General features: G+C 71.8%; 14 protein-coding genes. 5 read left to right on the forward strand and 9 right to left on the reverse strand.

Features of this window, described 5'->3' with window-relative positions:
• Positions 1 to 11 precede the first annotated feature (11 nt).
• Positions 12 to 1,127 (reverse strand): cellulase, encoded by a 1,116-nt coding sequence (locus GEV07_05065; GenBank protein MQA02106.1) that lies wholly within the window; start codon positions 1,125 to 1,127, stop codon positions 12 to 14.
• Between the two features lie 183 nt (positions 1,128 to 1,310).
• On the opposite strand from GEV07_05065, the gene GEV07_05070 reads away from it, so the two are divergent.
• Positions 1,311 to 2,129 carry an FCD domain-containing protein gene (locus tag GEV07_05070; protein ID MQA02107.1) on the forward strand — a complete coding sequence of 273 codons (819 nt, stop codon included), beginning with the start codon at positions 1,311 to 1,313 and terminating at the stop codon, positions 2,127 to 2,129.
• Positions 2,126 to 3,328, forward strand: coding sequence for a mandelate racemase/muconate lactonizing enzyme family protein (locus GEV07_05075; GenBank protein ID MQA02108.1), 1,203 nt, complete (start codon positions 2,126 to 2,128; stop codon positions 3,326 to 3,328). Before GEV07_05070 ends, GEV07_05075 begins: the two co-directional genes overlap by 4 nt.
• 10 nt (positions 3,329 to 3,338) lie before the next feature.
• Here the strand turns inward: GEV07_05075 and purD are convergent, their stop codons facing one another.
• From purD to fbaA, 5 genes are read right to left on the reverse strand one after another with little or no spacing between them, the layout of a single operon-like run.
• Positions 3,339 to 4,583: a phosphoribosylamine--glycine ligase gene (purD, locus tag GEV07_05080; protein MQA02109.1), complete on the reverse strand. Its 1,245-nt coding sequence runs from the start codon at positions 4,581 to 4,583 to the stop codon at positions 3,339 to 3,341.
• Between the two features lie 58 nt (positions 4,584 to 4,641).
• Positions 4,642 to 5,232 (reverse strand): DUF1707 domain-containing protein, encoded by a 591-nt coding sequence (locus GEV07_05085; GenBank protein MQA02110.1) that lies wholly within the window; start codon positions 5,230 to 5,232, stop codon positions 4,642 to 4,644.
• A gap of 18 nt (positions 5,233 to 5,250) precedes the next feature.
• Entirely contained in the window at positions 5,251 to 6,534 is a 1,284-nt protein-coding gene (locus GEV07_05090) for an adenylosuccinate synthase (protein MQA02111.1), read from the reverse strand.
• 34 nt (positions 6,535 to 6,568) lie between these two features.
• A complete protein-coding gene (locus GEV07_05095; GenBank protein MQA02112.1) occupies positions 6,569 to 6,988 on the reverse strand; it encodes a DUF3151 family protein in 420 nt (139 codons plus the stop codon).
• Between the two features lie 16 nt (positions 6,989 to 7,004).
• A complete protein-coding gene (gene fbaA / locus GEV07_05100) occupies positions 7,005 to 8,033 on the reverse strand; it encodes a class II fructose-bisphosphate aldolase (GenBank protein MQA02113.1) in 1,029 nt (342 codons plus the stop codon).
• A gap of 165 nt (positions 8,034 to 8,198) precedes the next feature.
• On the opposite strand from fbaA, the gene GEV07_05105 reads away from it, so the two are divergent.
• Complete coding sequence (locus GEV07_05105) at positions 8,199 to 9,194, forward strand: DUF368 domain-containing protein (GenBank protein MQA02114.1); 996 nt, start codon at positions 8,199 to 8,201, stop codon at positions 9,192 to 9,194.
• A gap of 6 nt (positions 9,195 to 9,200) precedes the next feature.
• Here the strand turns inward: GEV07_05105 and GEV07_05110 are convergent, their stop codons facing one another.
• From GEV07_05110 to GEV07_05120, 3 genes are read right to left on the reverse strand one after another with little or no spacing between them, the layout of a single operon-like run.
• Positions 9,201 to 10,418, reverse strand: coding sequence for a cysteine desulfurase-like protein (locus tag GEV07_05110; protein ID MQA02115.1), 1,218 nt, complete (start codon positions 10,416 to 10,418; stop codon positions 9,201 to 9,203).
• 3 nt (positions 10,419 to 10,421) lie between these two features.
• Positions 10,422 to 10,955, reverse strand: a complete 534-nt coding sequence (locus GEV07_05115; GenBank protein ID MQA02116.1) for an orotate phosphoribosyltransferase — start codon at positions 10,953 to 10,955, stop codon at positions 10,422 to 10,424.
• A gap of 33 nt (positions 10,956 to 10,988) precedes the next feature.
• On the reverse strand, positions 10,989 to 11,747 hold the full coding sequence (locus GEV07_05120) for an SDR family NAD(P)-dependent oxidoreductase (protein ID MQA02117.1): 759 nt from the start codon (positions 11,745 to 11,747) through the stop codon (positions 10,989 to 10,991).
• Positions 11,748 to 11,842: 95 nt separating this feature from the next.
• On the opposite strand from GEV07_05120, the gene GEV07_05125 reads away from it, so the two are divergent.
• Both GEV07_05125 and GEV07_05130 read left to right on the forward strand, forming a co-directional pair.
• Entirely contained in the window at positions 11,843 to 13,321 is a 1,479-nt protein-coding gene (locus GEV07_05125) for a carbohydrate kinase (GenBank protein ID MQA02118.1), read from the forward strand.
• A 36-nt stretch (positions 13,322 to 13,357) separates the two neighbouring features.
• Positions 13,358 to 14,152, forward strand: a complete 795-nt coding sequence (locus GEV07_05130; GenBank protein ID MQA02119.1) for an inositol monophosphatase — start codon at positions 13,358 to 13,360, stop codon at positions 14,150 to 14,152.
• The last annotated feature ends 4 nt before the right edge of the window (positions 14,153 to 14,156 follow it).

The raw sequence follows: 14,156 nt of genomic DNA on the forward strand, positions 1-14,156 counted from the left end.
TGACACGACTCTCACTCCTTCGTAAGCTGCCGGACGACCGGACTCTCGTCCGCAGAGAGGTTGGTCGCGCAGTCGTGGATCTGCGCGGTCAGACGCTGGTGCCAGCCCACGTCGCGCCACATGCCGGCGAACTGCGGGCCACAGAAGTTGCTGGTCGCGAGCGCGGCCCACCGACCGGTCGCCAGCGCGGTCGTCAGGCCGTGCTCGCAGAGCTCCTTGACCCAGCCCCAGTCGAGTCCCGGCCAGTCCTTGTAGTTGACGATCGCCCAGCACTCGGTGGTGATCAGCGGCTTCGCGACATGCCTGGACCAGTCGGCTGCGCGGCGGATGTGCCCGTCCAACCGGGCCTGCCAGTGCTCCGGGTCGCTGCGGTACAGCGCCTCGCCACGCGCGGCCAGGCGGCTGTAGTGCGCCGGGTCGAACCGGTCCGGGCCGAGTCCGTAGTCGAGCCGCCGGTAGAAGTCGCTGCACTCTTCTTGCACCATCCACAGGTGCGGCTCGAGGAAGTCGAGGCAATCGACGTCCTGTTGTGCGTAGCTGTCGAACTCGTTGCAGAACGAGAAGCAGTACGGCACGCCCGGATGCCGTGCACGCACGGTCGCGATCGACTCCGCCATCCAGCGCACGACCTCGGGGTCGGTCCTGGACGCCGGTTCGCCCTCTTCCGTGCCGTAGAGGAACGGTGTCCACAGCGGCAACGGGTACTCGTTGCAGAGGTCCGCGTAGAGCACGTGCCCCATCAGGCCGTCCGCGGCGATGCCGTCCAGCGTGCGTACCCACATCTCGCCCAGTCGCCGCGGGTTCGCAATGGTCATCCGCGCTGCGCTGCGGTCGTCGCGGAACCAGGACGACAGTGCGACCGCGATGCCGCGCTGCGCACAGGCTGCGATGAACTCGTTCAACGCCGGTTGCACCCGCACCCGGAGCCGGTCAGGTGCACCCCAGGCGTGCTGGGTCCACACCGGGCGCAACTCCCACTCCCGCTGCGGGTCGATGCCCACCAGGTGCGGGTACGCGTCTATACGAACCGCGTCGTAGCCACGCTCGGCGAGACCGTCGAGCGCTGCTCCCCAGTCCTCGTAACCGCCGCCGGACCAGCGGCGTTCGAGCCAGGAGAAGTCCCACATCGCGATGGCGAGCGGGCGGCTGCCGCTGGTCAACACCGTTAGTCACCTGCGCACTTTCGGTGTCTACGGGTCTCTGGATAGAGTGGTCTGACTGGTCATACCGCTCATACCGCACTACTGTGCACTTAGCGCGGCAAGGCGTCAAGCCTCGGCGAACGGGTATACACGGAAGGACGGGGTGGCATGGCGGCGCAGATCGATGTCCCACGGCAGGCGCTGTTGGAGCGCCTGACGAACGAGCTCCTGGACGGTGGCACCGAGCCGGGCGCCAAGCTGCCGTCCGAGCGACAGCTCGCCGAACGCTTCCACATCTCCCGGCCGGTCGTCCGCGAGGTGCTCAGGGAGCTGCAGGAGCGCGGGCTCGTCGAGATCTCCCCCGGCCGCGGCACGTTCGTCCGCGCCGTTGGCGCACTGGACGCCGGCCGCCTGGTCGAAGTGCTCTACCGCCGCGGGCAGACCACGCCGCGGCAGCTCGTCGAGGCACGCACCATGCTGGAGGGCCAGGCCGCGGCGCTGGCCGCCGAGCGCGCCACCGACGACGACGTCGCGGCGATGGGGCGTGCGCTGGAAGGGTTCGACCGGGCCACCGGCGTGATCGGCAGGGCGAAGGCGGACATCGCGTTCCACGCGCTCCTCGCCCGGGCTTCGCACAACCCGGTGCTCGACATCATGTTCGGTTCGATCTCCGGACTCGTGTTCGAGCAGATGCTGCGCAGCCTGGACGATCCGCACGTCGCCGCAGAGGGGGTGCCGTACCACCGGCAGGTGCTCGCCGCGATCGAGAACAGGGATGCGGCCGCGGCCGGCGCGGCGATGACCGAACACCTGACGCTCGCGCTCCGCACGTACGGCAGCGACCTCGACGAGTCGCTCGAACGCATCGCCATGCGCAAGGTCGACGACCTGTTGGGCAAGGGCGCCTCGCTGCAGTCGGTGATCTCGTCGGCGCTCAGCCAGTTCACCGAGGACGCCGAGGAGCGGCTGATCGGCGGTGGGGCGTGATCATCGATCGCGTCGACACGGTGCGTGTCGGCGAGTTCCCCAACCTGCTGTTCGTGCAGGTGTTCACCGACGACGGCCTGGTCGGACTCGGGGAGACGTTCTACGGTGCGGCCGCGGTGGCCACGCACATCCACGACGCCGTCGCGCCGAAGCTGCTCGGCGAGGATTCGCGGCAGATCGAGCACCTCAACGGGGCGCTGGCCGGCTACGTCGGCTTCGCTGGCACGGGTGTGGAGACCCGTGCGCGGTCCGCGGTCGACATCGCGCTGTGGGACCTACTCGGGAACGCCTCCGGGCTACCTGTGCACGACCTGCTCGGTGGCCGCACCCGCGAACGCATCCGGCTCTACAACACCTGCGCCGGCACCCGCTACATCAGGCAGCACACCGGCCAGAACGTCGCCAACTGGGGCGTCGAAGAACAGCCCACCGGGCCGTACGAAGACCTGTACGCCTTCCTGCACGACGCCGGAAAGCTTGCCACCGACCTGCTCTCGTCCGGCATCAACGGCATGAAGATCTGGCCGTTCGACCCGTACGCGGAGGCCAGCCGGGGCACCCACCTGAGCCCGGACGAGCTGCGCCGGGCCACCGAGCCGTTCCGGCTGATCCGCGACGCGGTCGGCGACGCGATGGACGTCATGGTCGAACTGCACGGTCTGTGGAACGTGCCCGCAGCGCAGCGGATCGCGGCGGCCCTGCAGCCGTATCAGCCGTCCTGGCTGGAGGACCCGGTGCGTGCCGACCTGGTCGACGGCCTGGCGGCGGTCAGCCGGCGGACCGACATCCCGATCGCTGCGGGCGAGACACTCGCCGGTCGCGCTGCCTTCCTCCCGCTGCTGGCCGAGCAGGCACTCGGCGTCGTCACCGTCGACCTCACCTGGACCGGCGGCCTCACCGAGGCGCGCAAGATCGCGACCCTGGCGGACACCTACGGCGTGCCCGTGGCCCCGCACGACTGCACGGGTCCGGTCGCCTTGACCGCGTGCACGCACCTGTCCACCTCCGCACCCAACGCGCTGGTGCAGGAGTTCGTACGGGCGGCGTACTACGGCTGGTACGGCGACCTGGTCACGGCGCTGCCGACGGTCGCCGACGGCACCATCGCGCCACCGCAGGGCGCCGGCCTCGGTACCGCACTGCGCCCGGACCTCGACGACCGCCAGGACGTCGAGCGCCGGACCACGACCCGCGACTGACCGAGCTCCGCTAGCTGTGCGCCGCGGCGGCTGCGATGTCCGTGCGGTGCTGGCTGCCGCGGATGCGGACGTGGCCAAGTGCCTGGTACGCCGTCTGTCGGGCGGCCGCCACCGTCGGGCCGGTGCCGATCACGTCGAGCACCCTGCCGCCTGCGGTGACCAGCGCGTCGCCGGTGCGCTTGGTGCCGGCATGCAGGACGTACGCTCCTGGCACCGCCGCCGCCTCGGCCAGGCCCTCGATCGGGTCGCCCTTCACCGGCGCGGCCGGGTAGTGCTCCGCGGCGACGACGACGGTCACCGCCGCGGCGCCTGACCAGGCCGGTGCCGGCACGGCGGCGAGGTCGCCGACGGCCGCGGCATGCAGCAACGGCAGGAGCGGCGACTGCAGCCGCGCGAGCACGACCAACCCGTCCGGGTCGCCGAGCCGACAGTTGAACTCCACCACCCGCAGGCCACGGCTGGTGGCGGCCAACCCGGCGTAGAGCATGCCGGCGAACGGCGTGCCGCGGCGGCGCATCTCGTCCACGGTCGGCTGCACGACCTGCGCAAGCACCTGGTCAACCAGGTCGGGCGGCGCCCACGGCAGCGGCGAGTACGCGCCCATGCCACCGGTGTTCGGCCCGTCGTCGCCGTCGTACGCGCGTTTGAAGTCCTGCGCCGGCTGCAGCGGCACCACGGTCGTGCCGTCGGTGACGGCGAACACGGACAGCTCGGGGCCGTCGAGGTACTCCTCGACCACCACCTTGCCGGCAGCGGAGGCGTGCGCGACGGCGGCGGCCCGGTCTGGCGTGACGAGCACGCCCTTGCCGCCGGCCAACCCGTCCTGCTTCACCACGTACGGCGCGCCGAACGCGTCCAGCGCCTTCTCCACCTCGGCCGGCGACTCGCAGGTGTGCGCGGCAGCGGTCGGCACCCCGGCCGCCGACATCACGTCCTTGGCGAACGCCTTTGAGCCCTCCAGCTGCGCGGCGGCGGCCGTCGGGCCGAAGCAGGCGATGCCCGCCTCCGTCAGCGCGTCCGCGAGCCCGGCGACCAACGGCGCCTCCGGGCCGACGACGACCAGGTCGACGCCCAGCCGGCGCGCGAGGTCCACCACCGCGGCGACATCGTCGACCGCGACCGCATGTACCTCCGCCTGCGCCTCCATGCCGGGGTTGCCTGGCGCCGCGTACTGCTGCGTGACGCCGCCATCCGCGGCGAGCGCGCGGACGAACGCGTGCTCGCGACCGCCGCTGCCTACGACCAAGACCTTCACGACCGGCGAGCCTACTCAGGGTGGGCGCCCTGGAACTCAGTGGGGACCAGCCGTAGGGCTACTGTTCGAGCTCCTCGGGCTCGGCGCGGTGCACGGTGATCGAGCCGAGCAGCGCCACCGCCTTGATGTCAATCCGTGGACCGTCGGCTGGTCCCGGCTCCCTGGTGGGGCTGAGCGCGCCGAGCAGCGGCATACCCGTCAGGTTCACCCTGGCGTTCGCCGGCACGACGATGTCTACCGAACCCATGATCGCCTGCGCAGAGATCTGCACGCCTCCCTCGTCGACCGTCGCGTACGACAGGTCGATGCGCGCGCTGCCGAAGAAACCGACGCCTGACATCCGCCCCCGCACCCGGCCGGTCGGCCGCACCATGGTGGACGCGAGGATCGCGACCTGCGGGGCCACCCGCTCGACCGGCACCGCGTCCGCGGACCGCCGGCGCTCGACGTCGCGCCCCACGGTGCCCAGGTCGGCGGTCAGCGGCGTCAGCTCTGCGTGCGTCTTGGTGGCGTAGAGCCGGTCGATGCGCTCCTTGTGTTCGTCAACGGCCAGCCGGCCGTCGGCGAGCGCCTCGTTGAGCAGCTCGGCGACGCGTTCGCGGTCGGCGTCCGAGGCGCGGGCCGGCGGTGCAGGGTGATCGTCGGACATGTCCTGCACCCTACGACCTCAGTGCAGGTCGCGGAGCTGGACGACCGCGTCGCGGGAGGCACCGACGCCGACGCCGGACACCGACACCCCGGTGAACTCCTCCACCGTGCGCACGTACGCCTGCGCCTCGGCCGGCAGATCGGCGAACGACCTGGCACCGGTGATGTCGCTGCACCAGCCGTCGAGGTACTCGTACACCGGCGTCGCGTGGTGGAAACCGGTCTGCGTGAGCGGCATGTCGTCGAGCCGCTCGCCGTCGACCTCGTAGCCGACACACACGGGGATCTTGTCGAACGTGTCGAGCACGTCGAGCTTGGTGATGAACAGGTCGGTGAGCGCGTTGACCCGCGCCGCGTAGCGCAGCACCACCAGGTCGAGCCAGCCGCAGCGGCGCGGCCGGCCGGTCGTGGTGCCGTACTCGTGGCCGAGATCGCGCAGCCGCTCGCCACTGTCGTCGAGCAGCTCGGTAGGGAACGGCCCCTCACCCACCCGCGACGTGTACGCCTTCGCGACTGCGACCACCCGGTCGATGCGGGTCGGACCGATACCCGAGCCGGCACACGCACCGCCGGCCGTCGTGCTCGACGAGGTGACGAACGGGTACGTGCCGTGGTCGACGTCGAGCATGGTCGCCTGGCCCGCCTCGAGCAGCACCGTCCTGCCGGCGTCGAGCGCCTGGTCGAGCAGCAGCGAGGTGTCGGCGACCATCGGGCGCAGCCGGTCGGCGTGCGCGAGTAGCTCGTCGACCACCTCGTCCACGTCCACGGCGCGCCTGTTGTAGACCTTCACCAGCAGGTGGTTCTTCTGCTCCAGGGCGCCTTCGACCTTCTGCCTGAGGATCTTCTCGTCGAACAGGTCCTGCACCCGGATGCCGACGCGGTTCATCTTGTCCGCGTAGGTAGGGCCGATGCCGCGGCCGGTCGTGCCGATCTTGCGGTTGCCGAGGAAGCGCTCGGTCACCTTGTCGACCGTCTGGTTGTACGAGGCGATGACGTGTGCGTTCGCGCTCACCACGAGCGCGGATGGGTCGACGCCGCGCGCGACGAGCGCGTCGATCTCCTCGAACAGCACGTTCAGGTCGATGACGACGCCGTTGCCGATCACGGGAACCACGCCGGGCGTGAGGATTCCGCTGGGCAGCAGGTGCAGGGCGTACGTCTCGTCGCCGATGACCACCGTATGGCCGGCGTTGTTGCCACCGTTGAACTTCACCACGTAGTCGACGGCGCTGCCGAGGGTGTCGGTGACCTTGCCCTTGCCCTCGTCACCCCATTGGGCACCGAGCAGCACGATCGCAGGCATCAGGCACGCACCTCTGTCACCGCTGTAACGGCGTTCACTGGCCGAGTGTCTCGGCAGCCGTGCGGCTGCTCTCGCGGAGGAACGTCGCGCAGCGCTGCGCCTCTTCGTCCTCCCCGATCGCCGCGGCCGCCCGGGCAAGTGCATGCAGAGCCCGCAGAAAGCCGCGGTTCGGTTCGTGTTCCCACGGAACTGGACCATGCCCGTGCCAGCCCGCTCGCCGCAACTGATCGAGCCCGCGGTGGTACCCGGTGCGTGCATATGAGTACGAAGCGACGACATCGCCAGCCTCGTACGCCCGGTCGGCGAGCGTGGCCCAGACCAGCGACGAGGACGGGAACGCCGGCACGACCTCGGCCGGATCAGCCGCTGCGGCCAGCGCGGCACGCTCGTCGGCGTCGTCGGGCAGCTGCGTCGGGGGCGGGGAGGCGAGCAGGTTCTCGCGTGGCTCGGTCATCGGTGGCTCCCGCCGCTCAGGCGTTCGCCAGCGACGTGCCCGCGGACCGCAGGTTCTCGCAGGCGAACGCGACTCGCTTTGCCATGGACTCCTCCGCGGCCTTGCCCCACGTGCGCGGGTCGTACTGCTTCTTGTTGCCGACCTCGCCGTCCACCTTGAGCACGCCGTCGTAGTTGGTGAACATGTGCGACGCGACCGCCCGGGTGAACGCGTACTGGGTGTCGGTGTCGATGTTCATCTTTATGACGCCGTAGTCGAGCGCCTCGTGGATCTCCTCGAGCAGCGAACCTGAACCACCGTGGAAGACCAGGTCGAACGGCTTCTCCGTGCCGTACCTGGCGCCCACGGTGTCCTGGATGGTCTTCAGCACCTCGGGCCGCAGCTTCACGTTGCCCGGCTTGTAGACGCCGTGCACGTTGCCGAACGTTGCGGCGAGCATGTACCTGCCGCGCTCACCGGCACCGAGCCGCTCCGCGGTGGCCAGCGCGTCCTCCGGCGTGGAGTAGAGCTTCTCGTCGATCGCGCCGACGACACCGTCCTCCTCGCCGCCGACGACGCCGATCTCCATCTCCATGAGCACGCGGGCCGCGACGCACTTGTCGAGCAGCTCGTCGGCGATGCTGAGGTTCTCGTCCAGCGGCACGGCGGAGCCGTCCCACATGTGCGACTGGAAGTACGGCTCGCCGAACTTCGCCACCCGCTCCTTCGACAGCTCGACGAGCGGCCGCATGTAGCCGTCGAGCTTGTCCTTCGGGCAGTGGTCGGTGTGCAGCGCGATGTTCACCGGATACTTGTCCGCGACCACCCGTGCGAACTCGGCGAACGCGACCGCGCCGGACACCATGTCCTTCACCGTCGGGCCGGAGAGGTACTCGGCGCCGCCGGTGGACACCTGCACGATGCCGTCGCTGCCGGCTTCGGTGAAACCACGCAGCGCAGCGTTGAGAGTCTGGCTCGACGTCACGTTGATCGCGGGGTAGGCGAACCGCTCCGCCTTCGCCTTGTCGAGCATCGCCGCATAGACCTCAGGTGACGCGATGGGCATCGTCCGCACACTCCTCGCCAGACCATGGGATTCGACGTCCAGTCTCTCAACCCCAGCCGGTCGCGTCATCACCTGCCCCCGGTGCGACGGGCCCGCGTTCTCCCTGGGCACACCAGCCGCCGCCCGACCGCCGGAAAACCGCCGTGGCCGGGTAGCGTGAGCGGGATGAAGTCGTCCGCGACCGGCCGGTCGTCGTCTTGGCCAACCCACCTGCTCAACGTCGTACGCGGTGCGCTGATCGGCACCGCGGAGACGGTCCCCGGCGTCAGCGGCGGCACCGTTGCACTCGTCGTGGGCGTCTACGACGCGGCCATCGACGGCGCCGGGCACCTGCTGTCGAGCGTGCGCTGCGCGATCGCCGACGTGCCGCGCGGCCGCGGCTGGGCCCGCGCGGGCGAACAGTTCCGGCTGATCCGGTGGCGGGTGATCATCCCGCTGGTCATCGGCATGTTCGCGGCGCTCGTCGTGATGGCCAGGTTCATGGAGACCTGGGTGCACGACTACCCGATCCAGACCCGCGGCCTGTTCTTCGGGCTCGTGCTCGCGTCGCTGTGGGTGCCGTACTCGCTGGCCGACCAGGCCGCACGGCTGCACGGCGACGACGGCTGGCGCTGGCGCGACGCCGTCGTCGCCCTCGTCGCGGCGGTCGCGGCGTACCTGGTCGTCAGCCTGCCGCCAGGCAACCTGCAGCCGACGCCGGTCGTCATCGTCCTGGCCGCGGCGATCGCCATCTCAGCGCTGGTGCTGCCCGGCCTGTCCGGCTCGTTCCTGCTGCTCACACTCGGGCTCTACGCGCCGACGCTCGGCGCGGTCAACGACAGGGACCTCGGCTACCTCGGCCTCTTCGCGCTCGGCGCGGCCATCGGCCTCGGCTCGGTCGTGAAGGTCCTGCAGTGGCTGCTCGAGCACAGGCGCCGGGTGACGCTGGTGGTCCTGACCGGCGTGATGGCCGGCTGCCTGCGCGCGCTGTGGCCGTGGCAGGACGGCGACCGGTCGCTGCTCGCGCCCGGCGACCACGTCCCCGCTGCGGCCGGACTGGCTGCGCTGGGCTTCGTGCTCGTGGTCGCCGTCATCCTGGTCGAACGCCGGGTCGTCCGCCACCGGCAGCCGGAGCAGCCGGCGGCGGACAACGACGAGCAGCCGGCCGACACCTCCCGCTGACGCAGCTCAGCGACCGGTGGCCGCGATGTCCCTGACGCCGGCGAGCAACCGGTCCACGTCCTCCTCGTTGGTGTACGGCGCGATGCCGGCGCGCACGCCGCCGGCCTCGCCGAGGCCGAGCCGCTCGGCGCACTCGAGCGCGTAGAAGCTGCCCGCCGGCGCGTTGACGCCGCGCTGAGCGAGCAGGTGGTGCACCCGGGCACCGTCCACCCCGGCCACGGTGAACAGCTCCGTCGGCGTGCGTCGGGCGGCGTGCCCGTACGTCCGCACGCCGTCGATGGCCGCCAGCCCTTCGGCGAGCCTGGCGGCGAGCCGCTGCTCGTGCTCCTCCAGCACGGTCACCGACCTGGTCAGCCTGGCCCTGCGGTTGCCGTCGCCGCGCACCAGGCCGGCGAGGAAGTCGACCGCAGCCGTGGTGCCGGCGAGCAGCTCGTACGGCAGCGTGCCGAGCTCGAACCGTTCCGGCACCTCGTCGGTGGCGGGCCTGAGCTTGTCCGGGTGCAGCCGTTCCAGCGTCTGCGGGCTTGCGGCGAGCACACCCAGGTGCGGCCCGAGGAACTTGTACGGCGAGCAGGCGAAGAAGTCGGCGCCCATCGCGTCCATGTCGATGACCGCGTGCGGTGTCAGGTGCACGCCGTCGACGTACAGCAGGGCGGCGGCCTCGTGCACCGCACGGGCGAGCGCGAGGATGTCGGGTCGGGTGCCGATCAGGTTCGACGCGCCGGTGACGGCCACCACCCGGGTGCGCTCGGTCAGCAACGACGCGACGGCGTCGGTGCCGAGCTCGCCGGTGGCCGGGTCGAACTCCGCCCAGCGCACCTTGGCGTCGACGGTGTCCGCCGCCTGCACCCAGGGCCTGATGTTGGCGTCGTGGTCCAGGCTGGTCACCACGACCTCGTCCCCGGCGCGCCACTGCTTGGCCAGGGTGCGGGCGAAGTCGTACGTCAGCTGCGTCATGCTCCGGCCGAACACCACGCCCCGCGGCTCGGCGCCGAGCAGGTCGGCCATGGCGACCCTGGCGTCCCTGACCGCGTCGTCGGCGTGGCGCTCCGCCCTGGTCACCCGGCCGCGGTTGGCCACGCCACCGGCGAGCAGCTGCACCATCGCCTGCCCCACCTGTTCCGGCGCTTGTGAGCCGCCGGGTCCGTCGAAGTACGCAGTGTCGTCGCGCAGTGCCGGGAACCGCCCCCGCACCGCTGTCACGTCGAACTCAGCCACGCTCACCCCTCAGATGCCGAGGTCCGCCAGCTCGTAGGCGTACCTGTAGGTCAGGCCCTGTGCCTCGATCGCCGCCTTCGCGCAGCGCTCGACGATCACCGCGACGCCTACGACGTCCGCGCCCGCCTCGACCAGCGCGTCCACCGCAGTGAGCACCGACCCGCCGGTGGTGGACGTGTCCTCCACGGCGAGCACCCGGCGGCCGGCGACGTCGGGACCCTCGATCCGCCGCTGCAGGCCGTGCGCCTTGCCGGCCTTGCGGACGACGAACGCGTCGAGCGGCTCGCCGGCAGTGGCAGCCGCGTGCATCATGGCCGTCCCCACCGGGTCGGCGCCCAGCGTCAGGCCGCCGACGGCCTGGTAGTCGAGGTCGGCGGTCAGCTCGCGCATCACCCGGCCGACCAGCGGCGCCGACGACCCGGCAAGCGTCGTCCTGCGCAGGTCGACGTAGTGGTCGGCGACCTGCCCTGAGCTCAGCGTCACGGCGCCGTGGACGACCGCGTGTTCTTTGATGAGGGCGAGGAGGTCATCGCGATCGGACATGCCAACGACCCTACTGGCCCCCGGCCCGGCGGACTACTGGCGGCCGAGGCGGCTACTGATCGCCGTGACCAGTTTGCGCGGCGCACGCCGGGACAGCTGGGTGATCACCTTGTAGCGCAGCGAGGGGACGCTGACGATCACGCCACGGCGCAGGTCGTCGAACGCGCCGTCGACGACCCGCTCGACGTCCAGCCACAGCGGCTCGGGGATGGCGCCCTTGTCGATGCTGGCCCGCTCGTGGAACTCGGTGTGCGTGTAGCCGGGGCAGAGGGCGAGCACGTGTACGCTGGTGCCCTTCAGCTCGGTCGCGACGCTCTCCGTCAGCGCGGTGACGTAGGCCTTCGCCGCGTTGTACGTGCTCTGCGGCACGAACCCCGCGACGCTGGACACGTTGATCACCACGCCGCGACCGCGCCGCACCATCGCCTGCACACCCACGTGGGTCAGTCGCAGCACCGCGCGGACGAGCACGCGGAGCAGTCGGTCTTCTTCGTCGACGCTGGTCGAGAGGAAGCTGCGCCGGATCGCGAAGCCGGCGTTGTTCACCAGCATGTCGACCGGTTCGGTGTCGTCGGCGAGGCGCTGCTCGACGGTCGCGAGGCTCTTGTCCTCGCTGAGGTCGGCAGGGAGCACCTCGACGTCGACGGCGTACCGCTTGAGCTGCCCGGCGGCCTCCTCGAGCCGCCCCGCGTCGCGGGCGACCAAGACCAGGTTCCACCCGGCCTCGGCCAACCGTTGTGCGAAGGCTCGACCGATTCCCGCCGTAGCGCCAGTCACGAGTGCGCGTGCCATGCTCCAAGCCTCGCACGCCCGGAAGATCGCCTGGTAAGCGGTCCACAGATACCCGGAGGTGGGCGCGCTCGGCCGGGTCGGGGAAGCTGTAGGCAGTGCGAAATCCCTTGCTGCTCGGCATCGACCTCACGGCGGCCACCACGGTAGCCGTCGTCGAGCCAGGACGCGGCGTCGTCGCCTACGACAGCCGCGCCGCCGACGTGCGCAGCACACGCCCCGGCTGGGCGGAGGTCGACCCGCGGCAGTGGTGGCGGCAGGTCTGCGAGCTGCTGCCCAAGGTGGTGAAGACGGCCGGCGCCACGCCCGGCGACATCACCGCCGTCGCGGTCGCCGGCACGGCACCCGCGGTCGTCCTTGCCGACCAGGCGGCCAAGCCGCTGCGGCCGGCCATCCTCCCCGCCGACGAACGGGCGGTGGAGCAGCGCGCCGGCCTGCACCTCCAGCTCGCCGGCGTGGACCTGCTGAACCTGACCGGCAGCGCGCTGACCCGGCCGGCGGTCGCGCCGCTGCTGATGTGGCTCACCACGCACGAGCCGGAGGCGTGGCGGCGTACCGCCGCCGTGCTCGGGCCGGCGGAGTGGCTGGCCACCGTGCTCGGCGCGACCGTGCACATCGAGACGAACTGGGCGCGTGCGAGCGGGCTTTACACACTCGCCGGCGAGCCGGCGGACGCCGTGCTCGACGCGGCCGCGCTGTCGGGCGAGCGGTTGGCGCCGGTGCGGCGGGCCGGCGAGCAGGTGGGCACGGTCAGCACCGCGGCGGCCGAGGCGACCGGCCTGACTGCGGACACCCCGATCGTCGCCGGCAGCGCGGACCACGTGCTCACCGCGTGCGCCGCCGGCCTCACCGACCCGGGCGACCTGCTGCTCGGCCTCGGCGACAGCGGCGAGCTGCTTGCCGTCGCCGGCGAGCGGCTCGTCGACCAGCGGCTGTTTCTCGCCGAGCACCCGGTGCCCGGGCGCTGGTTGCCGTACGGCCGGATGGCCACCACCGGCGCCCTCGTCCGGTGGGTCGAACGGCTCACCGGCACGCCCCGGCCGGGCACCCTGGACGCGGCGGCCGCCGACCGGCTGCCGGCGACCATCGTCTGCCAGCCGTACTTCGACGGCGAGCAGTCGCCGCTGCACGACCCGCTGCTGCGCGGCTCGTTCGTCGGGCTGCACCTGGGGCACGACGCCGCCGACCTGTACCGGGCCTGCCTGGAGGCCACGGCGTACGGCTTTCGGCAGCTGGTCGAGGTGCTCACCGAGCACGACCTGCGCCTCGGCCTGGCCCGGCTCACCGGCGGGGCGACGTCGCCGCTGTGGCGGCAGATCCTCGCCGACGTGCTGCGCCGGCCGCTCTACCCGCTGATGGACACCCCGGTCGCTGCCGTCGGTGCGACGGCAGCGGCCGGCGTCGGTACCGGGGCGTTCGCCGACTGGGCCGAGGCGGTGGGCCTGATCCGGATGGGCGCGCCGGTGGAGCCGACCGGCAAGGCGGAGCTGGCGTACGAGGAGAGCTACCAGGTGTACCGATCGCTCCAGGACGAGCTGCGGCCCGCCTCGCACCGGCTGGCACCGCGCAGCCGGTAGCGTCGGGTGCGCAAGCGCGACCCGAGTGGGAGGCCGATGCCGGACGACAGCTGGGACCTGGCCGAGCTCGCGGCGCTGGCGGTGGACGCGGCGCGGGCCGCGGGCACGCTGCTCCTCGACCGGCAGTCGGGGCCGCTGCAGCTCGATACCAAGTCCAGCGACACCGACGTGGTCTCCGACGCCGATCGCGCTGCCGAGCAGGCGGTCACCGCCACGATCGCGGCACGCCGGCCGCACGACGCCGTGCTGGCCGAGGAGTCCGGCGCCACCGCGGGCGGCAGCGGGCTGCGCTGGGTGATCGACCCGCTGGACGGCACGGTGAACTTCGTCTACGGGCGCGGCGAGTGGGCGGTCTCTGTCGCCGTGGAGGACGACGCGAACACGCTGGCCGGCGCGGTCTACGTCCCGACGCGGGACGAGATGTACCACGCCACCCGCGGCGGCGGGGCGTACCGCGGCGACACCCGGCTGGCCGTCCCGGACCCCGCGTCGCTTGGCCAGGCGATGCTCGCCACCGGGTTCTCCTACGACGCGAAGCGGCGGGGCGAGCAGGGCGGCAAGATCGCCGAGATCCTGCCGCTGGTGCGCGACATCAGGCGCACCGGCTCCTGCGCCGTGGACCTGGTCGACCTCGCCGCCGGCCGCGCCGACGCGTTCTACGAGGACGAGGTGAACCACTGGGACGTCGCCGCGGCCGCGCTCGTAGCGCGCGAGGCCGGCGCGACCGTGGGCATCGCCACCGGCGGCGCGGGCGAACCCAGTCTCGCCGTGCTCGCCGCCGGCCCGACGCTCTACCCCGCCGTAGCCGCCGCGCTCACCTTCCGGTCCTGACCGG

Source organism: Streptosporangiales bacterium, assembly GCA_009379825.1.
Taxonomy (GTDB): Bacteria; Actinomycetota; Actinomycetes; order Streptosporangiales; family WHST01; genus WHST01.